At 55.8% G+C, this 24,480-nt stretch carries 20 protein-coding genes; 10 read left to right on the top strand and 10 right to left on the bottom strand.

The annotated features are described in order from the left end of the window. The 8 genes from A8B84_RS09075 to A8B84_RS09040 all read right to left on the bottom strand — a co-directional run. The coding region (locus tag A8B84_RS09075; protein WP_064232334.1) for a pilus assembly protein at positions 1 to 3,293 on the bottom strand (3,293 nt) is incomplete at its 3' end. Between the two features lie 65 nt (positions 3,294 to 3,358). Beyond that, a complete protein-coding gene (locus A8B84_RS09070) occupies positions 3,359 to 3,868 on the bottom strand; it encodes a PilX N-terminal domain-containing pilus assembly protein (protein ID WP_064226920.1) in 510 nt (169 codons plus the stop codon). Beyond that, positions 3,868 to 4,992: a PilW family protein gene (locus A8B84_RS09065; protein WP_138103003.1), complete on the bottom strand. Its 1,125-nt coding sequence runs from the start codon at positions 4,990 to 4,992 to the stop codon at positions 3,868 to 3,870. Before A8B84_RS09065 ends, A8B84_RS09070 begins: the two co-directional genes overlap by 1 nt. Then, a complete protein-coding gene (gene pilV / locus A8B84_RS09060) occupies positions 4,989 to 5,480 on the bottom strand; it encodes a type IV pilus modification protein PilV (protein WP_192875803.1) in 492 nt (163 codons plus the stop codon). Before pilV ends, A8B84_RS09065 begins: the two co-directional genes overlap by 4 nt. Continuing rightward, entirely contained in the window at positions 5,477 to 5,959 is a 483-nt protein-coding gene (locus A8B84_RS09055) for a GspH/FimT family pseudopilin (RefSeq protein ID WP_082905125.1), read from the bottom strand. The genes pilV and A8B84_RS09055 overlap by 4 nt, the downstream gene beginning before the upstream one ends. 163 nt (positions 5,960 to 6,122) lie before the next feature. Next, the gene (locus A8B84_RS09050; protein ID WP_064226922.1) at positions 6,123 to 6,695 is read right to left on the bottom strand and encodes a GspH/FimT family pseudopilin; all 573 of its coding nucleotides are present in this window, start codon (positions 6,693 to 6,695) and stop codon (positions 6,123 to 6,125) included. Between the two features lie 119 nt (positions 6,696 to 6,814). Beyond that, positions 6,815 to 8,203, bottom strand: a complete 1,389-nt coding sequence (locus A8B84_RS09045) for a sigma-54-dependent transcriptional regulator (protein ID WP_064226923.1) — start codon at positions 8,201 to 8,203, stop codon at positions 6,815 to 6,817. A gap of 56 nt (positions 8,204 to 8,259) precedes the next feature. Continuing rightward, entirely contained in the window at positions 8,260 to 9,915 is a 1,656-nt protein-coding gene (locus tag A8B84_RS09040) for a sensor histidine kinase (RefSeq protein WP_064226924.1), read from the bottom strand. A 93-nt stretch (positions 9,916 to 10,008) separates the two neighbouring features. Here A8B84_RS09040 and A8B84_RS09035 point away from each other — a divergent pair, with 93 nt between their 5' ends. After that, on the top strand, positions 10,009 to 11,679 hold the full coding sequence (locus A8B84_RS09035; protein ID WP_064226925.1) for an NAD+ synthase: 1,671 nt from the start codon (positions 10,009 to 10,011) through the stop codon (positions 11,677 to 11,679). Between the two features lie 60 nt (positions 11,680 to 11,739). Here A8B84_RS09035 and A8B84_RS09030 read toward each other — a convergent pair whose 3' ends face one another. Then, a complete protein-coding gene (locus tag A8B84_RS09030) occupies positions 11,740 to 12,573 on the bottom strand; it encodes an outer membrane protein assembly factor BamD (protein ID WP_064226926.1) in 834 nt (277 codons plus the stop codon). Between the two features lie 134 nt (positions 12,574 to 12,707). Between A8B84_RS09030 and rluD the strand changes: the two genes are divergently transcribed. The 3 genes from rluD (at position 12,708) to clpB (ending at position 17,330) form a co-directional block, all read left to right on the top strand. Further along, entirely contained in the window at positions 12,708 to 13,685 is a 978-nt protein-coding gene (gene rluD, locus A8B84_RS09025; RefSeq protein ID WP_064226927.1) for a 23S rRNA pseudouridine(1911/1915/1917) synthase RluD, read from the top strand. Beyond that, positions 13,675 to 14,433, top strand: a complete 759-nt coding sequence (pgeF, locus tag A8B84_RS09020; RefSeq protein ID WP_064226928.1) for a peptidoglycan editing factor PgeF — start codon at positions 13,675 to 13,677, stop codon at positions 14,431 to 14,433. The genes rluD and pgeF overlap by 11 nt, the downstream gene beginning before the upstream one ends. Before the next feature lie 320 nt (positions 14,434 to 14,753). After that, a complete protein-coding gene (gene clpB, locus A8B84_RS09015; protein ID WP_064226929.1) occupies positions 14,754 to 17,330 on the top strand; it encodes an ATP-dependent chaperone ClpB in 2,577 nt (858 codons plus the stop codon). Between the two features lie 58 nt (positions 17,331 to 17,388). Here the strand turns inward: clpB and A8B84_RS09010 are convergent, their stop codons facing one another. Next, the gene (locus tag A8B84_RS09010; protein WP_064226930.1) at positions 17,389 to 17,850 is read right to left on the bottom strand and encodes a DUF4124 domain-containing protein; all 462 of its coding nucleotides are present in this window, start codon (positions 17,848 to 17,850) and stop codon (positions 17,389 to 17,391) included. Between the two features lie 521 nt (positions 17,851 to 18,371). On the opposite strand from A8B84_RS09010, the gene A8B84_RS09000 reads away from it, so the two are divergent. The 6 genes from A8B84_RS09000 (at position 18,372) to A8B84_RS08975 (ending at position 24,268) form a co-directional block, all read left to right on the top strand. Beyond that, positions 18,372 to 20,090, top strand: a complete 1,719-nt coding sequence (locus tag A8B84_RS09000) for an acetolactate synthase 3 large subunit (RefSeq protein WP_064226932.1) — start codon at positions 18,372 to 18,374, stop codon at positions 20,088 to 20,090. 2 nt (positions 20,091 to 20,092) lie between these two features. After that, a complete protein-coding gene (gene ilvN / locus A8B84_RS08995; RefSeq protein ID WP_008170692.1) occupies positions 20,093 to 20,584 on the top strand; it encodes an acetolactate synthase small subunit in 492 nt (163 codons plus the stop codon). 64 nt (positions 20,585 to 20,648) lie between these two features. Further along, positions 20,649 to 21,665, top strand: coding sequence for a ketol-acid reductoisomerase (ilvC, locus tag A8B84_RS08990; RefSeq protein WP_008170689.1), 1,017 nt, complete (start codon positions 20,649 to 20,651; stop codon positions 21,663 to 21,665). Between the two features lie 89 nt (positions 21,666 to 21,754). Further along, entirely contained in the window at positions 21,755 to 22,573 is an 819-nt protein-coding gene (pssA, locus tag A8B84_RS08985) for a CDP-diacylglycerol--serine O-phosphatidyltransferase (protein ID WP_008170687.1), read from the top strand. A 97-nt stretch (positions 22,574 to 22,670) separates the two neighbouring features. Continuing rightward, complete coding sequence (gene msrP, locus A8B84_RS08980) at positions 22,671 to 23,645, top strand: protein-methionine-sulfoxide reductase catalytic subunit MsrP (RefSeq protein WP_064226933.1); 975 nt, start codon at positions 22,671 to 22,673, stop codon at positions 23,643 to 23,645. Further along, entirely contained in the window at positions 23,645 to 24,268 is a 624-nt protein-coding gene (locus A8B84_RS08975; protein WP_064226934.1) for a sulfite oxidase heme-binding subunit YedZ, read from the top strand. The genes msrP and A8B84_RS08975 overlap by 1 nt, the downstream gene beginning before the upstream one ends. Positions 24,269 to 24,480: the final 212 nt, after the last annotated feature.

Genomic DNA, 24,480 nt, shown 5'->3' with positions numbered 1-24,480 from the left:
CCGCCACCGCCGCCGCCGGAACCGCCGCCTGAACCACCGGAACCACCAGAGCCGACTAGATCTCCCGTAGTGAACTCGCCATCACTGTCGAGATCGAAGACTGGATCAGTCGGAGCCGCGCCGGAAATGAGATTAAGATCCATAATGAAGCCGGTCCGGCCACTCCCGCAAGGGTTTGAATCTGGTATCAAGGTGCTGAATCGAACCCGATCCGGGAAAATGCCGAACGGATAACTGGATCGACTGACTACTCGTTCACCCGTTTTCTGAGAGTTGTAGATTAGGTCGAGATACCAGCCTTGCTCGGATGTCAGCACGTTACTGGAGGTTTCCCGAACGATATAGCTGTTGTTGCCCGTTCCATCAGTACGAGCGACCTGCACACCGTTTTGGGAGGTAATGGTTTGTTCAAGTAAGTCGCCGCGATCAAGCCCAGACTGATTGAGATCGTCCCTGATTGCGTAAAGGCTCTGAATCTGGTCTGTTGTATCATCGCCGGTTTGTATAAAACTGCCCGTTCCGAAGGTAAGTATCAGTTCGTCAAGATCAGACGGGTTTACGGTCAGGCGAGGCGCTGAGGTAATAGGTTGAGGAGTTCCGGATTGATCAGTAGCTGTGAACAGCTTCGTAACCGACCAGGAACTGACTTGCTTCTCAACGAAGCTGAATCGCCAGATGTTACCTTTTAGGTCGCCGGCATACGCATACTGGGAAATGGCGCCGCCGTCGGGAAAGCTGGTCAGGACCGGTGCCGCAAGGCCGTTCGAATTGCCGCTCCCACCTACACCGGTCTCAAACTGCTTGAGAAGCGCTCCATCCGAAAGGCGAACGACGAATAGGCTGGCAGAATCATCAGTACCGTTGTAGCCATTGCCGAATACAGCCGCCCACTCGCCGTTGGGAAGGCGTGCTATTTCAGCATTACTGACGCCATACCCCAAGTCTGGATGACTGAATTCCCAAAGGACGCTATTTTCGGTTACAGCGGTTGGGTCCGTGATATCAATGGCGAAGACACTGCGTCCACCGGCACCCATAGTCCCTACCAAGATTGTTCTCCATTGGCTTGAGCCATTGATGTCAACGTAGGCATCGAGGGCCGTCGGCGTACCATCTACGAAGTAGCGGTGGTCGTAATCCGATTCGATAAGGGAGGAAATTTGTGCATGGGTTTTGCCGGGTCCCGGGCGTAGGAGCTCACCCGGCATGAACGCAAACAGCTCGTCACCGGTTTCACTGTCGAAAGCATGCAGCATGCCGTCGTTTGCAGCGACATACAGTGCTTTGGTTCGGCTTTGATAGTCTGTAGAGGAACGGAACGCCCCATAACTTGTACCCTCATTGCCAGGTAAGCGACGGAATCCATAGTTGGGGTTGCCGACGAAGAGCGGATTTGCGTTCACGATATCGCCGAGCAAGCGGCGGACCGTTGTGCCGGATTCGTTAGTGAAGCTGCGATCTCGGAAAGTCGGGTGAACGTTGGCGGCACCTCGAAGCCAGCTGATCCTGTCGCTGCCAAGGTTGTCTAGCTGGCCAGGGTTCTCTGGGTCTGCATTCAGCGCCGTGATCTGAGCTGCGGAAAGATCCTGAATGTCCTTGAGCGCAACTGCCTTACTGCCATTAAAAGTAAAGATGTTACGGTTGGCTGGCAGAGTCTGGCGCAACTGTTCTTCAGCATCCCAAATCTGGGATCCTGAATCGAAGTTGAAGCCGATTAAGGTGCCTGACCAATCCTCGCTGCGGAAGCCTGCGAAGAAGCCAGCGGAATCGGTTCTCAGTACCGCAGAGCTCACCGCAGCAGCGGATGATGAGGTTTCTGCTCGTGCGATTACCGTGTCAAGAAACCCGGAGATTTCTCGTGAAAACTCATCCGGATTCTGGGCGCTAGCGAATCCTCCACGTCCATTAACCGCTGCGTGGAGCAAATCATCAATGTTCTGTGAGCCTGCATCCGGAAAGGGTTGCGGCCAATTGATGGTGTTTCCATTGCTAATTGCAGCAAAGGCATCTGACTCGCTGACGGAGCCCTCGACACCCAACCCGATGGTGAAAGTCGTCATGTGCTGCCAAAACGCCTCATCAATCCCTGCCGTCGGCACCTTATCGTCCAGATCGGGGCGGAGGTCGTTTTTCCAGTACTCCATGGCAACGTCTGCCAGAGTGTTAGAGTGACCATCGCTGAATGGGGACACGGCTTTATAGTCGAAATCGCTCCCGGTGGGGTCTGGATTGGTATGGGAAGGCCCAGGTGTCCCGTCGGAGTTTCCGACAGAGGGGTTGCTTCCGTTCCAGATGCCGTCCGTCATCAAAATGGCGTAGCTCGGACGACATTCCACATGCGAGTTGGTGTCGTTGGTACCTGGTGTATTCCCCCAGGGGCCGGGGTTGTCTGTTCGCGAGTAGTATGTGCCAACATCTTTCAGAGCCGTCCGCAGCGGTGTTCCACCCGATACGTTCTTGGTTTGCAGCCAATCCAGGAATTGTTCCCGGCGGTTTGTGTTAAACGGCCGAACGCCACTGATGAGTGTGTCACCTGTAACTCCATCAATAGTGTTGTTGTTGGAGTTTATTGCACCGTATCCAACCCGGATATTCTCGGGGAGATCAAAGAAGGCCTCACTGATACCGGCACGTGATGCAAAGTATCGGAGCCGGTAATACGAAAACCAGTTTGCAAAGTTCTGTTGTTGTTCAGCGCTTTCGTTCGCCAGGAAAACCAGAGAGTAGCAACTGTTGTCCTTTGGGTTGGTATCGCACGAGGCGGATGAATTGAACTGGTAGTAAAAAGCGCCATTGCGAAAATCGAAACGTGATGTCTGGTACCTGTTGGCCAAGTCGATCGAACCGGATTGGGAGTACCCATTGACCCAGGCACTACTGAAGTTCGAATCCGGCCGTCGACCAGTTCCGTCCGGTTTGAATGGCGGGCGGTAGGTTATGTTCGGATCGTAATAGACGGTATTGACAGCGCTACTATAGTACCAATAATTCCGAATATTAATGGATCGGAAGTTGCCGTTTCCATCGCGGTAGGTAAACGGGCCATTGTTATCGATGTAAAGCCCCAAGTCGGAACCGACACTGTCAGGCATATATTCCCAGCCCATCGACCCAGAATCATCGAACACGAAAACCAGGTTCGGATCCACGGATTCTTTGAGAAAAACCGGCGCGGAAGCAAGGTTCACATTGGCGACGGCGGCATTCATTGTCCCCGCGGACAGAGCAAAGGCCAGAGCGGCATGTCCAATCTTGCTCACGCGCCTGGAAAAACGAGGGCTGGTAATTTTCATAACATCTCCTCCTGTTGGGAGAAATAAATCAAAAAAGTGCCTATGGGTTCGCTCCCGCGCAACGGTCATTCTGGAGGCAGCAGCGCGGTTGACTGAAGAACTGTAATGGCTTCTGCACTGCCACCTTCAGCCCGGCTCGTAATCTGGAAGCGCTCAAAACACGGTTCCGTTGGATCGATAGAGCAAACATCCGCCAAACGTGCCTGGTGGTAAACTGGCTCGGAATTCACTTGAATGCCGACATTGCCATTGCCTGATGGGGCTGGGTTTGCACCATCCCAATCCCAGGCCGTTGTCAGCCTTGCGGTTACAGTCGCTGCCTGACGAGTTGCCAAGGTGTTCAGAATATCGGCCTCACCCTGTCTCAAGGCAGTTTCTGCGGCCTGAAAGGAAATTGATCCATCGTGGGCATTGCTCGCCATGCGCTCCTGCATGATCGAACCTTGCATACCGCCGACAGCCAGCAATGAGATCAGAAGCAGCATAACCAGTGCCACGATGAGCGTGGCTCCACGCTCACGATGAGATGGATGGTTCGCTTTGGGTGCACTGAAAAGGTTCTGGAAACTTGCCATCACATTCTCCCCCGGATCGCGGTTGTTCCGACGGACACCAGTCTCACTCGACGATCCCCGTTGTTAGCTTGCGCAACTTGGCTACCAAGCATGTCGAAGTTCCGATTATTTGGTTCGTCCAGTACCTCATCCTGGCTCCGGGTCATTACCGAGAAACGCACACTCACGACCGTGTTCCAGTTGGCGATCTGGTCGGCAGGAAGGTAGTCGTCGGCTGCATTTGTTCCTGCGGTGTCGACGCCGTAGAGGATCTGCAGTGTTTCAACGCCTGAAACCATTTCTTGCGGTGCCTCAAGCGGCGTCAGTAGCCGACGGAACAGCGCAGGCTCCCCGTTCGTGCCCTGACCTATGTAGTAAGCGGTTGAAGTGAATTCGTAAACTCGGGTTTGAGGTTCGTATGTTAGGTTAAAGTTATTGCCGTTATTGCCCGGGTTTACGTTGCCGCCTGCCATGGTGATTGAGCTGGAGTTTGCGTTGTTGGACTTTTGGAAAAGTTCGCCCGCAGAGCAGTCTCCGAGTGTTGCGAGTACCACCCTGTTGACGGGAACTCCGGAATTGTCGATCAAGTTGATACTATTGCCATTCTGTGGATTTGCCGCATTGACTGGTACTCCGAGCGGGGTCATCGCGTTGACCACGAGCACATCTGAATTGGTCACCACAGAACCAACAAGATTGGCTGGCAGGTTCGCGCCGACCGTACCTGATGCCCAGTTGCCCGCACCTGGTGTCGCCATCGCGCCAGCCAGAGTTACATTGTCGCCTGGTCCGGTATTATTGTACTCCCATCCTTGAAGAGCCTGAGCAAGCGGAACTGTCAGGCCGCCGTTGAGGCGGTTGTCAACAACCTGGTCCAGGGGCCTTCCCATCTCGGCCAGGCAGCCAAAACTACCCGCCGAACGAAGGTCCGGTGCCATGATGGCGGACACGAATCGTGTGCTTTCCTGGGCATGAGCCAGCCCCTGAGTCTGGCGATAGGTTTCATTTCCGCTCAGGTATATTTGGGTAACTCCGAGTGTCAGGATAAGGCCAAGGGCCGTTGCGATCAGAAGCTCAACCAAAGAAAGGCCCGATTGCGCCGAGACGAATAGCTGCCGAGTCTGGATTGATGATGAAGTGCTCAAATCTGGGTCCTCACTACAACAGGATTCATGTTCGCGTCGTTCTGGTCCCAATCAATGGTGACCGTGACAACGTTGCCGTTGACTGTAACCGCGCGAGTAGCTTCCGGCAGCAGGCAGGCCAGGCTGTTTTCCCAGGCAGCAATGTCATTGGCTGCTACCGTTGCGTTAGCGGGTACGAAGGACGTGGCACATCCACCATTGTTTGCCCCTTGTGCATCTCCCTGTGCCAGTGCGTAGTCATTCGGCGTGTCAGGATTAGCTCGAATACGGTCGAACAGATCTTCTGCCAACAGAACCGCCTGGCTCCTGCTCTGTGATTGGGTGTTCATCTGGAGAGAAACGACCTGTGTCGATGCCACGCCGAGAATGCCGATACCTAGAATGAGCACGGTAATCAGGATCTCGATCAAACCCAGTCCGCGTTGGCTAGTAATGCAAAATGGATGTTGTTGCCGTTTCAGCATCATCAGGGGTGTTACTGGGGTCACGGGCATACTCCATCTTCTATTTCAGTTCTTCCGACAGGGCTGATACGTAAGGTACGGAACGTTATGTCGCCGGAGGCGCACCCATTCGGGGCTACTGTGAAGGTCTGGGCATTTTGGGGAACTAAAAAGCCACGCCTGTCGAAGACCAGGTCGCCAGTTGTCTCTGTAAAGGTGAGGTCATCTGGGGCTTCGAAGCGGCGGATCTGATCGTTGGCACAGTCACCCCCCGCATCGCCGGCATGCACGCACCATCCCGTCTCAAGTCCGCCATCGGTACTAAATGTGACATTAGTGCCGCGTTTGATGGCTTCTGCTCGTGCAAGCTTTATCGATGAGGCAAGAAGGTTAGTACCCGTCATCAGCCTGTTGCTTTCAATCAAACGACCAAAGCCCGGAATCGCGACCGTTGCAATAATCACGAGGATGACCATCGTGATCAACAGTTCGATAAGCGTAAAACCCTCATCTTTCTTCAACATGCCATGTCCTGTCAGTGAGCTCCATTCTAGTTAACCAAAGGTGTTGGTTGTATTCACTACCCGCGCGACAAGCGGTTCAAGATCTGGAATAAATGGTCTTCTGCTGGCAGTTTCGTGATGGGGATCACGTTTTCAGGTGTTAACGGATTGCTCTGGCAGGTGTTCACGGATTCGGGCAAGCAACATTCGCGCCCCAGGGAAGACGAATTTCTCCGTCGCCGTCATCGTCATGGACCACGCGAATTCTGCCCCCGATATTCAGCGCTAGATAACTCATCTGAATTCCCCCGTCGGCTTGTCGGGAGCAGGCAATCAAACTGCCCATAGTACCGTGGCTCATGGCATCCGCTGCTAGTTGAAAGTAGCCTCTTCCAGCCGTCCGGGAATATACGTTGGAGTGCCCATTGTGTAGCTTGAAGATATGGTGAACGTGGTCATTGTCGGGCCGCTTGTCGTTGTTGCGATCCGGGAAAACGGCGACTGGTAATGTCCAATCATCGGTGCATCTGCGCTTTTGCGATAGGGGGCATATAGTCGTCAACGTTTTGCTATGAACGGCATGGGATCGAGCCATGGCGAACATGCGCTGAATGTCTTGAGTAAGATCCCTATGGCGATTTGAGACCAGCAATTGTGTCCAGGAAGTGTGGGCAAGGCCTGCCAGGAGGGTAACCAGTGTTAGGGTGACGATTAGCTCTACCAGAGTAAATCCCCTGGTTTTGATATAGATCTGCATGTTTTGACTTCCGTGTCGGTTTGCGAGGCGCTTTTCACTTCCTGTGAAAAGCAGGATGTTACCTTCGTGAACGTAGGCTTTATTGAGTTAAGGTCCAATCGAGGCCTGTGAAATACTATTTATTCCATACCGAGTTTTTTAAGTCGATAACGAAGCGCCCTGAAACTAATCCCGAGCCTTTTCGCGGCTGCTGTCTTATTCCACCGAGTCGCCTCTAGCGCCTTCTCGATAGCCTGTCGCTCAATTTTTTCCAGATACCCTTCCAGATCGATTTCTCCATCAGGCACAGCAATGCTCTCTCCCACGCCAGCCTGTCCTTCGGCAATAATCTGGGTTGCGGAGGCCGCATGCTGTACTCCATTCCCAAGATGAAGATCATCCGCGTCTATCTGGTCAGCGTCACACAAGGTAAAAGCTCGTTCCAATACATTCTCCAGTTCTCGAACGTTGCCAGGGAAGTCATAGCCGCTCAGCCGCTCGACTGCCGCTGGCGTTAACGAGGCAGGGTCGCACTCATACTCTTTCGCGATCCGTTCAAGAATATGGTTCGAGAGCAGCGGAATATCATCCGGACGTTCTCTCAGGGGTGGGACTGCGAGTTCGATCACGTTAATCCGGTAGAAAAGATCCTGGCGAAAACTGCCCTCCTGAACCAGTTCCGGCAGGTTCTTGTGGGTGGCGCTCAATACCCGGATGTCTACAGGCACTTCCTTGGTATCGCCAACCGGTCGCACGGCTTTTTCCTGTATGGCGCGGAGCAGTTTCACCTGCATGGCCAGGGGCAGGTCTGCCACTTCATCAAGGAATAGGGTGCCGCCGTTGGCAGAGCGGAACAGGCCGTCTTTGTTCTCCACGGCCCCGGTAAAGCTGCCTTTCTTGTGGCCGAAGAATTCGCTTTCCATTAGTTCCGAGGGAATCGCACCGCAGTTAACAGCGATGAATGGTCCTTCGCGGCGGGGACCCTGCAGATGGATCATTCTGGCTACCAATTCCTTGCCGCTGCCAGACTCGCCACTGATAAACACGGGGGCTTGGCTTCGGGCCAGTTTTCGGGTCTGGTTTCGGAGTTTGCGAATTTCCGGCGACTTACCCAGTAGCAGGCCTGGCTCGTCGGCTGTATCTTCCGCGTCCGGCTTGGGCTCAGCGAGTTTGAGGGCGCTATTGACCAGTTCCCTTAGTCGGGGTAGCTCCACCGGTTTGGACACGAAATCAAAAGCCCCGGCTTTAAGCGATTCAATCGCGGTGTCCATATTGCCGTAGGCTGTAATCACGGCGACCGGCGTGGCGGGCGAATGTTTCTGAATCCACTGCACGAGTTCGATGCCGTTGCCGTCTGGCAGGTTCATGTCGGTCAGGCAGAGGTGGGTGGTGTTCTGTTCCAGCAATTTCCGGGCGCTGGTGAGGTCGGGTGCCGTGAGGGTTGTTATGCCCATCCGGGTGAGGGTGATCTCAAGCAACTCCCGGATGTCCGGTTCATCATCAACGATCAGCGCTGTGTATGTGGTCATCTTGTGTCGTCGGTTCCATGTCGTTGTTCAAGCGCCCGATATCCGCCGGCGCCGGTTCAGATCATCCGCCCCGGGTGAGCAAATGTAATGCGAAAACAGCAGCCGGGTTTGTTATCTTCTACCAGCGAAAGATGGGCCTGATTAGCCTCGCATAGTTCCCGTGCCAGATAAAGCCCGAGCCCGGTTCCGGTCTTGTCTGTGGTAAAAAAGGGTTCGAACACAGAGTTTCTGTGCTCGGGTGCAATGCCTGGCCCCTGGTCACGGACATCGATATAGGCCCGCTCGCCATCTTCGGTTGCACCGGCATGAATGCCGATCTTTCGCTGTCCCGAGTGTTGTTCACTGTAGCGTAAACCGTTGTCGCAAAGATTCACCATCACCTGTTCAATCTGGCTTCTGTCGAATCGGGCCGGTGGCAGTTGCGGATCGATTTTCAGAACGATGTTGGCTGTGGTGCAGTCATCGTCCTGCGTTTGCAGGAAGTCTTCCCGAAATTCCTGAAGCCAGGGAGCCACTTCGATCAGGTCCGCATTGGCGGCCCGGCGCCTGGAAAGATCAAGAACGTTTTCGATAATTCCATTCACCCGTCGGGAGTGGCGTCGGATGATCTCCAGCATCTGGCGGTCGCCGGGTTCGAGGTTGGGGGATTCTTCCATCAGTTGGGCCGCGTGACTGATTGCGCCTAGCGGATTGCGGATTTCATGGGCGATGCCGGCCGTCAGTCGGCCCAGCGATGCCAGTTTCATCTGCTGGGCCTGTTGGGTGACTTTGCTCATGTCCTCAATAAACACAAGAATCTGGTCGCCCCGCTCCTGGTCCAGCTGGGTGAAATTGGCCTGCAGCAATGGCGAGGTCGGTGAGGGCTGAAACGGCTCAATTCGCAGTGTAGGGTCCTTGAGCCATGCATCCAGACCCTGCTTGAGGGGTTTGGGTAACACGTTTGCGCGCTGGTTAATCGGTACCGAGGTTTTGGGTGCGCCGTATAAAAGCTCTTCGGCGGCGGCGTTGGCAACGCGGATCTGGCCGAAACGGTCCAGTACGAGTATGCCGGTACGCATGCGCTGGATAATCTGCTGATTGATCTGCTCCAATTCGGCAATGCTGCGAGCCCGGCTACTAGCCAGAGCCTCGCTGCGCATCATTCGCCGAGAGATGCTTTGCAGGACGAAAGCTGCCGCAAAATAAAGTATGCCCAGTGAGCCGGCCCGGACGATATCGTCGGCGGACTCACCCAGCGCCAGCACGGCCCATCCGGATATGCCCAGGGAACAGATTGCAGCCAGAGCCGCGTAGAAGGTTCCCATGCGACTCGGGGTAAGGATGTTGCCCGCCGCGACAGACACAATAACCAGGTTGGCCAGCCCGTTGGTAATGCCTGTACTGGCAAGCAGCAGGCCGTGCATGATGAGAATGTCCAGCAGGATCGAAAGCGTTATATGGCGCTGGCTGGGGTGAAAGCCGGCCACCAGAAGCAGGGCAATGAAGGCGTTCAGGCCCAGGTAAGCGGAGACGCCCGCCTGGTAGTAATCCAGCAGCCGGAACCGCATGTCGAAATTAACGGGATCCACAAATAACAGTGCCACCAGCATCAGGCTCACCACCAGTCGGTAGTGGTTGTAGATCCTGAACAGCTTTGCCTGTTGCATACCGGACGGTGTCGAAGGGGCCTGGCCGAGCGCTTCGGCCGATCGTACTGGTGTATCTGCTGCCATGATTTACAGGAATCCGCTGTTGGTCGGAAGAAATCCACGCCTATGCGGGGTTATAATAGCCTTTTCATGGCAATGAGTTACAGGAGCCGATTTATGTCCGTGTCCGGAAACCAGGCAGCAACCGGGGTGTCTGCCAGAAAACTGCGGGTGGTGATGGCCCAGCTGGATTTTCTGGTAGGAGATATTCCTGGCAATACCGAGCTGGTTTTGGACGCAGCCCGCCGGGCATCGTCCGAGCATCAGGCGGACGTGGTGGTGTTCCCTGAGCTTTGCCTGACCGGCTATCCGCCTGAAGATTTGCTCTTGAGGCCCAGCATGGAAGTTCGCGTAAACGAGGCGCTGGAAAAGCTGCAGGCGGAAAAACTGGATCCGGTGATCGTTATCGGTGCTCCCCTTCGTCATGGCGCGCTCCTGTATAACGCGGCGGTGGTCATCGACGGCGGTGAAATTACTGGTCGGTATTTTAAGCGGTTCCCGCCCAACTATCAGGTCTTCGACGAGAAGCGTTACTTTGCCGAGGGCCGGGATGTCCTGACTCTGGATATCCGGGGCGTTCCGGTGGGAATTACCGTGTGTGAGGATCTCTGGAAGGAAGGGCCGGTGGAAGACTGCGCCGCTGCAGGCGCCCGTCTGATCCTGAACCTCAATGCCTCGCCCTATGATATCGATAAACAGGCCCGTCGGAAGGCGTTGCTTGAGCGGAAGTCCCGGGAGAATCTGGTCAGTATCGTGTACGTGAACCTGGTGGGTGGTCAGGACGAGCTGGTTTTTGATGGGGGTTCCATGGTGTTCGACCATTCCGGAGTGCTGACTGCAGAGGCCCCGCAGTTTGGTGAGGGGTTGTACCCGGTCGACTTTCTGTGCGAGCACCATTGTCAGCCGGTATCCCAGCCGTTGCCGGGAGAGCCTACGCTGGAGGCCAATGTCTACAGCGCGTTGGTGACCGGTGTTCGGGATTACGTCAACAAGAACGGATTCAAATCGGTGGTTCTGGGGCTTTCAGGCGGTATCGACTCGGCCGTGACTCTGGCGGTTGCCGTCGATGCACTGGGCAAGGATCGGGTACGCGCGGTGATGATGCCGTTTCGCTACACCTCCAGCATGAGCCTTGAGGATGCTGAAGCTGAGGCTGTGGCTCTCGGTGTTCAGTACGATGTGTTCTCCATTGAGCCCATGTACGACGCCTTCATGGAAACCCTGGCCGCGCCTTTCGAGGGCACCACGCCGGACACAACCGAGGAAAACCTGCAGGCGCGTCTCCGTGGTGTTCTGCTCATGTCCCTGTCCAACAAGTTCGGTTCACTGGTGCTGACCACCGGGAACAAGAGCGAGATGGCGGTGGGTTATTCAACGCTTTATGGCGATATGGCTGGCGGCTTTGATGTGCTCAAGGATGTGCCCAAGACCCTGGTATTCCGTCTGGCCAAATACCGCAACACGCTTTCGGAGGGAGAAGTAATCCCCGAGCGTGTGATTACCCGGCCGCCGTCGGCAGAACTGGCGCCGGACCAGAAAGATGAAGACAGCCTGCCCGGCTACGATGTGCTGGATCAGATACTGAATCTGTATGTAGAGCGGGATTTCAGTGCCGATGCGATCGTTGCGGAGGGTTTTGAGCGGGTCGACGTCGAGCGGGTAATCCGCCTGGTGGATATTAACGAGTACAAACGTCGACAGGCGCCGATTGGCGTGCGAATTACCGAGAGAGGGTTTGGCAAGGACCGGCGCTATCCGATTACCAACGGCTGGAAGAGTGGCAAATAGTTGAAGTATTCGGGGTCAGATGAACTTTTCATCTGACCCCAATTTCAGCTGTTTGAGCCCTTACTCGTCGCCCATCAAACCGAAGGTAACAACGTTCGTCAGTGAGCGGTTTTCTCCCTTCAGCAGATCCACCTCAAACTCACCGTTGTCATTGAATGCATCGCTTTCCGGGAAATTGGTGCGGAGCATGGCGACTGCGTCCTGTGAACCTTTTTTCAGATCCAGGAAGCGAAAGGTTTCTGCCAGGATAACCAGGGCCTCTTCAGTAACCGTTGCGGTCGGATAATTCTCGATGATGTATCGTGCCCGGTTGTTGGCCGCCACATAGGCCTGGCGTTTGACGTAATAGCGGGCCGCGTATAGTTCCAGCTCGGCCATGCGATTGCGCACCGCGATCATCCGCTGGCGGGCATCCGCGACGTATTGACTGTCCGGATAACGGTTCAGAAGTTCAGAAAAGTCACGGAAAGACTGCAACTGCTCGCCAGGATCGCGCGCCGCTACATCAATCGGGAAGTAGCGCGCGGCCAGCCCGATGTCCAGATTATAAGAGGCGAGGCCGCGCATATAGAGTGCATAGTCCGCGTGGTCGCTTTGCGGGTTAAGGCGCAAAAAACGGTCGGCGGCAGCACGGGAACCTTCAAGATCCAGGTTCTGATAGCGGGCATAAATCAGGTCGAGCTGGGCCTGTTCCGCATAGCGCCCAAAGGGGTAGTAGGTTTCCAGTGCATCCAGGTTCTCCTCTGCTTCGTTGAAATTCCCAGAGGTCATGGCCTGGCGGGCATTCTCATAGTAGGTCTTCTCCGGAAGTACTTCCTCCTGCTTGTTGGAGGCGCAGGCACTGACCAGAACAACCAGTGTGGAAAGTAACAGCAAACGAAGACCTGATCTCATTCCGGAATCCCGTATAATGTCGATTAATTCAAGGGCAGTCATTGTAGCGGGGAAGTGGCTCCATGTGCAGAGCAATGCCTCGCTGTTTCCAATAATCTGACCGAAACGTAACACACACAGGCCCTGGGGGCTTAATGTCATCTGAAAAACGAATCATCGCCAACTTTGTTGTGCCGCCGGAACTGAGTGATCGGCGCCTTGACCAGGCCGCGGCAGAACTGATGCCCGAACACTCCCGTTCCCGCCTGCAGTCCTGGATCAAAAGCGGCGCGTTGACGGTGAATGGTGAGACGCGAAAGCCTCGGGACAAAGTGATGCTGGATGATCGACTGGCGCTGGATGCGGAGCCGGAAGTCCAGGTGAGCTGGCAGGCCGAGGAAATCTCCCTGGATATTGTCTATGAGGATGAACACTTGCTGGTCATCAACAAGCCCGCGGGCCTGGTGGTGCACCCGGCTGCCGGCCATGCCGATGGAACCCTGGTCAATGCTCTTTTGAACTACGCCCCGGAAGTCGAGAATTTACCGAGGGCGGGCATCGTGCACCGCCTCGACAAAGACACCTCCGGCATCATGGTCGTTGCTCGCAGCCTGATTGCGCACACGTCCCTGGTCGATCAGTTGCAAACCCGAACCATGGGCCGCGAGTATGAGGCCGTCGTGGTTGGCATCCTCACCGGCGGTGCAACCGTTGATGCGCCCATTGGCCGGCATCCGCGGGAGCGCAAGAAAATGGCGGTGGTAGCCTCCGGCAAACCTGCAGTCACCCATTATCGTCTGGTGGAGCGTTTTGCCGCCCACACCCATGTTCGCTGCAAACTGGAAAGCGGGCGAACACATCAGATCCGGGTTCATATGGCCCATGTAAAACACCCACTGGTCGGAGACCCCCTTTACGGAGGCCGGCTCAGGCTGCCCAAGGGAACCACCGAAGAGCTTCGAGGGGCCCTCTCGGCGTTCAACCGCCAGGCCCTCCATGCTCGGCAGCTCACCCTTGAGCATCCGGAAACCGGTGAAATCCTGAGCTGGGAGGTGCCCCTGCCTGAGGATATGGTTGCGTTGATAGAAGCCCTGCGCAAACACGCCCGGGAGCTGGAAACCCGTGACTATTGAAGATAACGCCCTTAAACCGGACTGGTCCGCGCCCCAGAGGGTACGGGCCATCAGCACAACTCGCGTCGGCGGTGTCAGCGTTCGCCACTGGAACAGTCTTAACCTCGGTAGTCACGTCGAAGACAACCCAAAACACGTCCAAGAGAATCGGCGAAGACTCGCCGAGTCGACAGGACTGGATAGCGCCCGGATTGGTTGGCTCAACCAGGTGCACGGCACCGAGGTTGTCGAATTGACCCCGAATAACGTCGGACAAACCGTCAAAGCTGACGCCAGCTTTACCCGCGATCCGGGCATCGCCTGCGCCATCCTCGCCGCTGACTGCCTGCCCGTTATCCTTGCTGATACCGAAGGAACTGTCGTCGGCGCCGCCCACTGCGGCTGGCGAAGCCTGTGTGGCGGCGTTATCGAGAATCTCGTGAGCGAGATGGCCGTTGCGCCCGAAACCCTGCAAGCCTGGCTCGGCCCGGCCATTGGCCCAGAACGTTTCGAGGTCGGCCCGGAAGTGCGTGACGCCTTTATCAAGCATGATCCGGAAGCCGCCCACGCCTTCAAAGCGGAAGACGCTCGGCCGGGGCATTTCATGGCAGATATCTATGCCCTCGCCACCTTACGGTTAAACCATCTCGGCGTTTACAGGGTTACTGGCGGTGGCCTGTGTACCGTTCAGGATCCAGATCGGTTTTTTTCGTACCGCAGGGATGGTCAAACCGGGCGGATGGCCACGCTGGTCTGGCTAACAAGTTAAATTTCCAGCTTGAATTGGCGGATGCAAGGCAGTTACAGAAAAGTCCGGTGGCTGGTGCGAGGTTGCTTTCCAGAACTGTCTGCAGCATGGATGCTGCAGCCAAGCCTACATGAATGTATTCACGGCGTGTTCTGGAAAGCAACCTCGCGCCAGCCTTGCACCCAGCACCAAACTCAAACCTGACGGCCGTCAATTTTCTGACGAATACACCGAAGCCCCGCTTGAAGTCGCTCTACTTGCCCCTACATTAACTGTCAAAGCAATCGAATATCCGCCACCCCCGGCACCATGGTATTCGCAGAAATTTGGGGAAAGTACACATGAGAATCGACAAGCTGACCAGCAAGTTGCAGACCGCCCTCGCGGACGCACAATCCATCGCGGTCGGAAAAGATCACAACTTCATTGAGCCGGTGCACCTGATGCAGGCGCTGCTCGACCAGGAAGGCAGCGCCATCAAGCCACTGATCAAACAGGCCGGGGCAGAACCCGGTCGCATTCGCCAGGCGATCGCCCGGGAAATCGAGAACCTGCCGGAAGTGCAGGGATCCGCCGGCGACGTCTCCATGTCCAATGACATGGGGCGACTGTTCAACATTGCCGATAAGCTCGCCCAGAAGCGCAAAGACCAGTACATCTCCAGTGAGCTGATGCTGCTGGCCGCCCTGGAAGACCGTGGCAGCCTTGGCCGGGTACTTCGGGAGCAGGGCGTTGATAAAGCTGCCCTGGAAAAAGCGATCGACGACGTTCGCGGTGGTGAAACCGTCAACGATGCCAGCGCCGAAGAAAACCGTCAGGCCCTGTCCAAGTACACCATCGACCTTACCGAGCGAGCCGAGGCTGGCAAGCTGGACCCGGTTATTGGTCGAGACGATGAAATCCGCCGCACCATTCAGGTATTGCAGCGCCGCCGGAAGAACAACCCGGTCCTCATCGGTGAGCCCGGCGTTGGTAAAACCGCCATCGTCGAGGGGCTGGCCCAGCGTATCGTCAACGGCGAGGTGCCGGATGGCCTCAAGGACAAGAAAGTTCTGTCACTCGACATGGGAGCCCTTATTGCCGGCGCCAAGTTCCGGGGAGAGTTTGAAGAGCGCCTGAAAGCGGTTCTGAACGAGTTGTCCAAGCAGGAAGGCCAGATCATCCTGTTCATCGACGAGATCCACACCATGGTCGGTGCCGGTAAGGCCGAAGGCTCCATGGACGCCGGCAACATGCTCAAGCCGGCCTTGGCCCGCGGCGAGCTGCACTGCGTGGGTGCGACCACACTGGACGAATACCGTGAAAACATCGAGAAAGACGCCGCCCTTGAGCGTCGCTTCCAGAAAGTGCTGGTCAGCGAGCCAAGCGAGGAAGATACCATCGCCATCCTGCGGGGCCTGAAAGAACGTTACGAGGTGCACCACGGGGTTGAGGTGACAGACGGTGCCATCATCGCCGCCGCCAAGCTGTCGCACCGTTACATTGCCGACCGGCAGCTGCCGGACAAGGCCATTGATCTGGTGGATGAGGCGGCTTCCCAGATTCGCATGGAAATGGATTCCAAACCCGAGGCCTTGGATCGCCTCGAGCGTCGTTTGATTCAGCTCAAAATCGAGCGTGAAGCTCTGAAGAAAGAGACCGATGCCGCTTCGAAAAAGCGCCTGTCTGAGCTGTCTGATGTGATCACCGGTGTCGAGCGTGAGTACGCCGATCTGGAAGAAGTCTGGAATACCGAAAAGGCTGCGTTGCATGGTTCCCAGAAGATCAAGAGCCGCCTGGAACAGGCCCGGATTGATCTGGAGAACGCCCGTCGCGCCGGCGACCTTGGCAAGATGTCCGAGCTCCAGTACGGGCAGATCCCCGAGCTGGAGCGCCAGCTGGATATGGCCAGCCAGGCTGAGATGATGGAGATGAAGCTGCTTCGGAACCGGGTAACCGACGAGGAGATTGCCGAGATCGTCTCCAAGTGGACCGGCATTCCGGTTTCCAAGATGCTCGAAGGCGAACGGGATAAGCTGATGCGCATGGAAGAGGCTCTTCATGGTCGGGTTATCGGCCAGGATGAGGCGGTTGAAGCTGTATCCAATGCGGTGCGTCGTTCCCGGGCTGGATTGTCCGACCCCAATCGCCCGAACGGTTCATTCCTGTTTCTCGGCCCGACGGGGGTGGGCAAGACCGAGCTGTGTAAGGCTTTGGCGTCCTTCCTGTTCGATACCGAGGAAGCCATGGTGCGCATCGACATGTCCGAGTTTATGGAGAAACATTCCGTCGCTCGTCTGATCGGTGCGCCTCCGGGCTATGTCGGCTACGAAGAGGGTGGCTACCTGACCGAAGCAGTTCGCCGTCGGCCGTATTCAGTATTGCTGCTGGATGAGGTGGAAAAAGCCCATCCGGATGTGTTCAACATCCTTCTGCAGGTATTGGAGGATGGCCGTCTGACCGACGGGCAGGGCAGGACAGTCGACTTCCGGAACACGGTCATTGTCATGACCTCAAACCTCGGCTCGGACATCATCCAGCAGAAAGCGGGCGAGGAGAACTATGAGGCTATGAAGAATGCCGTCATGGAAGTCGTCGGCACCCATTTTCGCCCCGAGTTCATCAACCGGGTGGATGAAGTGGTGGTGTTCCACCCGCTGGCGGAGAGCCAGATCCAGGGTATTGCCCGGATTCAGATCGAATCGCTAAGCAAGCGCCTGAAAGAACAGGATATGAAGCTTGAGCTGGATGATGCGGCGATGGAATTACTGGCGGAAGTCGGATATGACCCGGTCTACGGTGCGCGGCCTTTGAAGCGGGCTATTCAGCGAATGATCGAAAATCCGCTGGCTCAGCGGCTTCTGCAGGGAGAGTTTGTGCCGGGGGATGTCATTAAGGGGACGGTGGAGAACCACCACCTGGTGTTCGCCAAGGCGTAATAAAGAAAAGGGGGCAGATGAAACATCATCTGCCCCCTTTTTCATTTGATCGTGTTATTCATTCTTCTGCCGGACCGCAGTTCTCGTCGGCGATTCGCTCGAATTCAGCCCGTTTCTCGGCAATTTCCTCTGGGCTAAGGTAGCGTTGTTCTCCGTTTTCTTCGATCCGGATACGGGCGTTGGTGTCAATCACTTCCAAATTTGAGCGAGCGGCTTCGCAGTTCGCCTCCCGCTGTTTTCTGCGCGCTTCCTCAGCTGCCGTTTCCTTGCGCTGCTCCGCCTCATCCGCTTGCTGTTCCTGCATATTCTGCAGACGCTCCTGGGGGCTCTGCCTGTTGCCGGACGCGTCGGAAGAGGTGCCGGAGCGAACATTGACTCGTTCGGCCTTTGAGCCCGTAGGCTGCCGGTCCCCAAAATGGGTAACCCCGTTTTCATCGGTCCATTTATAGACAGAGGCGCTCATGGCGACACCTGGTACAACGGCCAGTAATAAGGTCAGCGTCAGGATTTTTCTGTTCATGGCTCTACTCGCGTATGTTCACTGCTCCCGGGCAGGCAGACAACCTGGATAAACCGGGCCCGTTTTTTCTCAGCTTATTATTCCCTATCATGCCACCAGTGTTGCGGATTTTCTTCTGTCTGGTTCAAATCTTTGTATCGGATTTGTGTCAAGTATGGCAGACCTTCGGCCAGTATAGGCACAGAAACCTGCAGCGGCTATTGACAGGGAGTTTCGCGCTGTCAGAATTACCGATTGCCTGAAGACTGGGGTCAATACGGCAGGCAATCCCGAGCGAGTATCCCCCATCAATTACCACACTGAACGCGCCGCGCATCCGTCGCGGGATGGTTGTTGCTTACGTGCAACCCGTTGATTGGCCGTTCTCCGCAACCCTCAGGAGGGCGGCTGGCCAGGAGACAACCTCTCAACAAGGTGTGGAGGAGCAGCCGGTTCCGCTTTCACAAGAAGCATGGACACCGTGAATCCAGGCAACCGGGACCCGTCCCGGCTCATTCACTCGTAGAAGAGGGTAGAAAATCGTGGAGTTATTGTCTGGCGCCGATATGCTGATCCGGTCCCTTCAAGATGAAGGTATCGAATACATATACGGCTATCCGGGTGGTGCAGCCCTTCATATTTATGATGCGCTGTTCAGGCAGGATAAAGTCAAGCACATTCTGGTAAGGCACGAGCAGGCGGCGGTCCATATGGCCGACGGCTATGCCCGCGCGACCGGAAAACCAGGTACCGTACTGGTAACCTCGGGTCCTGGAGCCACCAACACGATCACCGGCATTGCCACCGCATTCATGGATTCCATCCCCATGGTGGTTCTGTGCGGCCAGGTTGCGTCCACTCTCATTGGCGAGGACGCGTTCCAGGAAACCGACATGATGGGTGTCTCCCGTCCGGTTGTTAAGCACAACCTCAGTGTCCGTCACCCCGAGGAAATCCCGGAGATTATCCGCAAGGCCTACTATATTGCGGCCACCGGTCGTCCTGGTCCGGTTGTTGTGGATATCCCCAAGGACATGACCACTCCGAATGAACGGTACGAGTACGCTTACCCGAAGAAGGTCAAGCTACGCTCCTACAACCCCGCCATTCGTGGCCATGCAGGTCAGATCAAGAAAGCAGTGGACATGCTGTTGGCTGCCAAGCGTCCGATTATCTACGCCGGCGGCGGCGTTATTCTCGGCAAGGCTTCAGATCAACTGACTGAGCTTGTCCGGATGATTGGTTACCCGATCACCAATACCATTATGGGGATCGGCTGTTACCCGGCCAGCGATAAGCAACACCTGGGCTGGCTCGGGATGCATGGTACCTATGAGGCCAATATGGCCATGCACCATTCGGATCTGATTCTCTGTGTCGGGGCCCGCTTCGACGACCGTGTGACCAATGCCACTGAGAAGTTCTGTCCGGGTGCGCGCATTATCCATATCGATATTGACCCGGCGTCGATTTCCAAGACGGTGGACGCCGATGTGCCGATCGTGGGCCCGGTAGACGCCGTGCTCAAGGAAATGCTGGCCCTGGTCAAGGAAGCGAAGGAAAAGCCCGACGCGGACGCGATCGCCTCCTGGTGGAAGCAGATTGACGAGTGGCGGGCATTCCACGGGATGCGCTATGAAACCAGTCCGGATGTGATCAAGCCGCAGGAAGTCATCGAGATGCTGTGTCGCCTGACCAACGGCGAAGCCTTCGTGACTTCCGATGTTGGTCAGCACCAGATGTTTGCGGCCCAGTATTACAAGTTCGACAAGCCCAACCGCTGGATCAACTCCGGTGGTCTCGGCACCATGGGCTTCGGTTTTCCGGCCGCCATGGGGGTCAAGCTCACCCATCCGGATGACGAAGTGCTGTGCATTACCGGTGAGGGCAGTATCCAGATGAACATCCAGGAGCTGTCCACCTGCAAGCAGTACAATCTGCCGGTGAAGATCATCAACCTGAACAACCAGGCTCTGGGTATGGTCAAGCAGTGGCAGGACATGAACTACGAGTCCCGTCATGCCGAGTCCTACATGGAATCGCTGCCTGATTTCATCAAGTTGGCAGAGGCCTACGGCCATAAAGGTGTCCGGATTGAGAAGAAAGAAGATCTGGAAACCAAGCTGAAAGAAGTGCTGGCCATGAAAGACGACCTGGTATTCGTGGATATTCTCGTAGACCGCTTTGAGCATGTCTATCCGATGCAGGTTGCCCGGGGTTCCATGAAGGATATGTGGCTTAGCAAGACGGAGAGGGTCTGATCATGCGTCGAATCATTTCTGTTTTGCTTGAAAACGAGCCTGGCGCCCTGTCACGGGTTGTGGGTCTGTTTTCCCAGCGTAACTACAACATCGAAACACTCACTGTGGCGCCAACCGAGGACGAAACTCTGTCCCGTCTGACGGTGACCACCACGGGGTCGGACAAGGTGATCGAGCAGATCACCAAGCAACTGAACAAGCTGATTGAAGTCGTCAAGCTGGTGGATCTCACCGAAGGTGCCCACATCGAGCGTGAGCTGATGCTGGTCAAGCTGAAAGCCACCGGTTCCCAGCGTGCCGAGATCAAGCGTACGGTGGACATTTTTCGCGGCCAGATCGTGGATGTGACCAGCTCCGTCTACACGGTTCAGTTGGCCGGGGACAGCGAGAAGCTGGACGGCTTTATTCAGGCCGTTGGCACCTCGGGTGTGCTGGAAGTGGTGCGCAGCGGTGTATCCGGCATTGCCCGGGGCGAGAAGGTGCTCAGCCTTTAACGATTTCAAACAGGGTTTGAACATTATGGTCCTCCGGGGCTATCACAAATAACAGAGGTTTCTCATGCAGGTTTATTACGATAAGGATTGCGATCTTTCCATCATCCAGGGCAAGAAAGTTGCCATCATCGGCTTCGGCTCCCAGGGCCACGCTCACGCGTGCAACCTGAAAGAGTCCGGCGTCGACGTTACCGTGGGTCTGCGACCGGGTTCTTCTTCCATTGCCAAGGCGGAAGCCTATGGCCTGAAGACCAGCGACGTGCCCTCTGCCGTTGCTGCCGCTGACGTAGTTATGGTTCTGACGCCGGACGAGTACCAGGCTCAGCTGTACAAGGCGGAAATCGAGCCGAATCTGCAGCAGGGCGCCACTCTGGCATTCGCGCATGGTTTTGCCATCCACTACAACCAGATCGTTCCGCGCAAGGATCTGGACGTCATCATGATTGCTCCGAAGGCACCGGGCCACACCGTGCGCACCGAATTCGCCAACGGCGGTGGTATTCCTGACCTGATCGCTATCTTCCAGGACTCCTCCGGCAACGCCAAGAACCTGGCGCTGTCCTATGCCAGCGGTATCGGTGGCGGCCGTACCGGCATCATTGAAACCACGTTCAAGGATGAGACCGAAACCGATCTGTTTGGTGAGCAGGCCGTTCTGTGCGGTGGTACTGTGGAACTGGTTAAAGCCGCGTTCGAGACGCTTGTGGAAGGTGGTTACGAGCCGGAAATGGCCTACTTCGAGTGTCTGCACGAGCTGAAGCTGATCGTAGACCTGATGTACGAGGGCGGCATCGCCAACATGAACTACTCCATCTCCAACAATGCGGAGTATGGTGAGTACGTGACTGGCCCGGAAATCATCAACGAGCAGTCTCGCGAAGCCATGCGCAACGCACTGAAGCGTATCCAGAGCGGCGAGTATGCCAAGATGTTCATTTCTGAAGGCGCTCTGAACTACCCGTCCATGACCGCCCGTCGTCGCCAGAACGCTGCTCACGAAATCGAAGTGGTTGGTGAGAAGCTGCGCGGTATGATGCCGTGGATCTCCGCGAACAAGATCGTGGATAAGGACAAAAACTAAGCGGAATTCCGCCTGGTTTTGAAAAACGCGGCCCGGGTGGCCGCGTTTTTCGTATATACTCCGCCCAAACGCTTTCCGGAGTAATGGGAATGACTGAAGAAAGAAAAGCCGCCGACGGCAAGCAGAACCCGGACTTTGAGGTAGAGGCCGGGGAAGTGGTTGAAGAAGAGCTGGTGGAAGGTGCGCCGGTCCGCCGCAAAGGTATCTACCTGCTCCCCAATGCGCTTACAACGGCTTCGCTGTTTTCGGGTTTCTACGCCATAGTCTCTGCCGCAAACGGCGTGTTTGATAATGCCGCGATTGCCATTTTTGTCTCCATGATCCTGGATGGTCTTGATGGCCGTGTTGCCCGGATGACCAATACCCAGAGCAAATTCGGTGAAGAATACGACAGCTTGGCCGACATGGTGGCCTTTGGCGTGGCCCCGGGACTTGTCGCTTTTTTCTGGTCGCTGAATGCCTTCGATAAGGTCGGTTGGGCCGTTACGTTCATATACGTGGCTGGCGCTGCGCTTCGTCTGGCGCGTTTCAACACCCAGATCGGTTCGGTCGACAAGAAGTTCTTTGTTGGTTTGCCCAGCCCGGCTGCTGCAGCGTGCGTAGCTGGCCTGGTCTGGTGCTTCCATCTCTTTGAACCCGCTGCCTGGCTCACGTTGCTGACAATGGTGGTGGTTGCAGGTACGGGCGTGCTGATGGTCAGCAACATCCTCTATCGCAGTTTCAAGGATCTGGATCTGCGTGGTCGGGTGCCTTTTGCTGCTATTCTGCTTGTGGTCCTGGTGTTTGTAGTGATCGCGCTGGATCCGGCTACCGTACTCTTTACCGGATTTCTGATATACGCGTTGTCCGGCCCTGTTCGTGCGCTGTTCCGTGGCAAGCCCCGGAAAGCTTCAGGGGCCGCTGACTGAGCTCTCGCTTCCCGGGCTTCCTCATCGAGGTCCGGGAATTTTAACCACAGTCTCCGGTCAACGCCCTAGCTGGCTGACGCCCTGACGGAGACTTTCCATGTTCATCAAGAAGCGCCCATCCTGGGCTTTGCCTCACTCAGAAGTTACCCCCGAATCTGTCTACCTCAACCGACGGCAATTCATGTCCGGCACCGTGGCCGTCGCCGCTGGCCTTTCAATGCCGGGTCTATTATCTGCTGCAGAGCTTCCGGTCCCGGGGGAAGCGCTGGACTACGTTGCAATGCCCGGTTTCTCAACCGATGAGAAAAAGACGCCTTTCGAAGATGTCACTCGCTATAACAACTTTTATGAGTTTGGCACCGGCAAAGGGGATCCGGCCAGGTACGCCGATGAAATGAGCGTTGATCCCTGGTCCGTCGTGGTTGAGGGGGAGTGCGGGCGGCCCGGTGAGTATGCTCTGGAGGACCTGCTCAAGCCCCATGAATATCAGGAAAGGGTGTACCGACTTCGTTGTGTCGAGGCATGGTCGATGGTGATTCCATGGATCGGCATCCCACTGACCGACATCATTAGACGGCTTGAACCCAACTCCCGCGCAAAGTACGTCTATTTCGAGACCCTCTATGATCCGGATCAGATGCGAGGGCAGCGCTCATTGTTCAGCACCATCGACTGGCCTTACCAGGAGGGTTTGAGAATGGATGAGGCCATGAACGAGTTAAGCTTCCTCGCGGTCGGGCTGTATGGCAAAACCATGCCCAACCAGAATGGCGCGCCTATCCGGCTGGTTGTTCCCTGGAAATACGGATTCAAGAGCATCAAGTCGATCGTCAAGATACGGTTCCAGGAGGAGCGGCCGAAAACCACCTGGGAGATGCTTGCGCCCCAGGAGTATGGATTCTATGCCAACGTTAACCCGGAGGTTGACCATCCAAGGTGGAGTCAGAAGCGTGAACGTAGGCTGCCTTCCGGTTTGCTTTCGCCTAACTGGATGGAGACCGTCAAGTTCAATGGTTATGGGGAGCAGGTCGCCGATCTGTACAAGGGTATGGACCTGAGCAAGTTCTATTGATGAATGGTAAGCGAATGGTGGATCGCCCGGGCTTTGTCTTGGCTTTCCGCCTTCTGGCCGCGTTTCTCGCCTGCGTCCCTCTTCTGGTATTGGCTACCAATATTGCCAGCCAGTCTCTGGGACCTGACCCGGGCCAGGAAGTGACAGAGTCACTGGGCCTTGCAGCATTCCAGTTGTTAATCGTGACCTTGTGCATGACTCCGCTCAAGCGCTGGACTGGCTGGGCAGGCTGGATCCGGGTTCGCCGAATGCTCGGCCTGTTCGCATTTTTCTATGCCGTACTGCACGTGTTGGCGTTTCTGCAATTCATACTCGGTTGGAGTGATCTTTGGGCTACGTTTACCAAACGGCCCTATATTGTGGCGGGCGCATTATCTTTTCTTATGCTGGTGCCTCTGGCTCTGACCTCCACCAAGGCAATGATGAAGCGGCTGGGTAAAAGCTGGAAAGGTTTGCACAAGCTGGTCTATCTGATCGTCATCACCGCGTGGGTCCACTTTATCTGGCAGGCAAGAAGCGATATTGGTGAAATGGTCGCTTACGGCCTGGTGATCGCATGTCTGTTGGCATTGCGCTGGAAATGGAACGGGGCTCGTGGGTTGATTCCCTTTGCTAGAGGCTGATTTCAGTCTGAAAACTGAACGAAATGATCACTGTCTGATCAGCGAGGTACGTGGAAACCGAGACCGCTATAAATTAATTCAAAAACCTCGTTGACAGTTTTCCTGACGCCTGTAGAATGCGCACCACTTCTGAGGGACAAGCCACTAACGGCAACCTCCCAGACGAAAGCAACTGTTTGAAAGTACTGAAGAAAACGAGTTTTAAAATTCTT

Source organism: Marinobacter sp. EhC06, assembly GCF_001650915.1.
GTDB lineage: Bacteria > Pseudomonadota > Gammaproteobacteria > Pseudomonadales > Oleiphilaceae > Marinobacter.
This window is presented reverse-complemented; position numbering and strand designations above follow the sequence as displayed.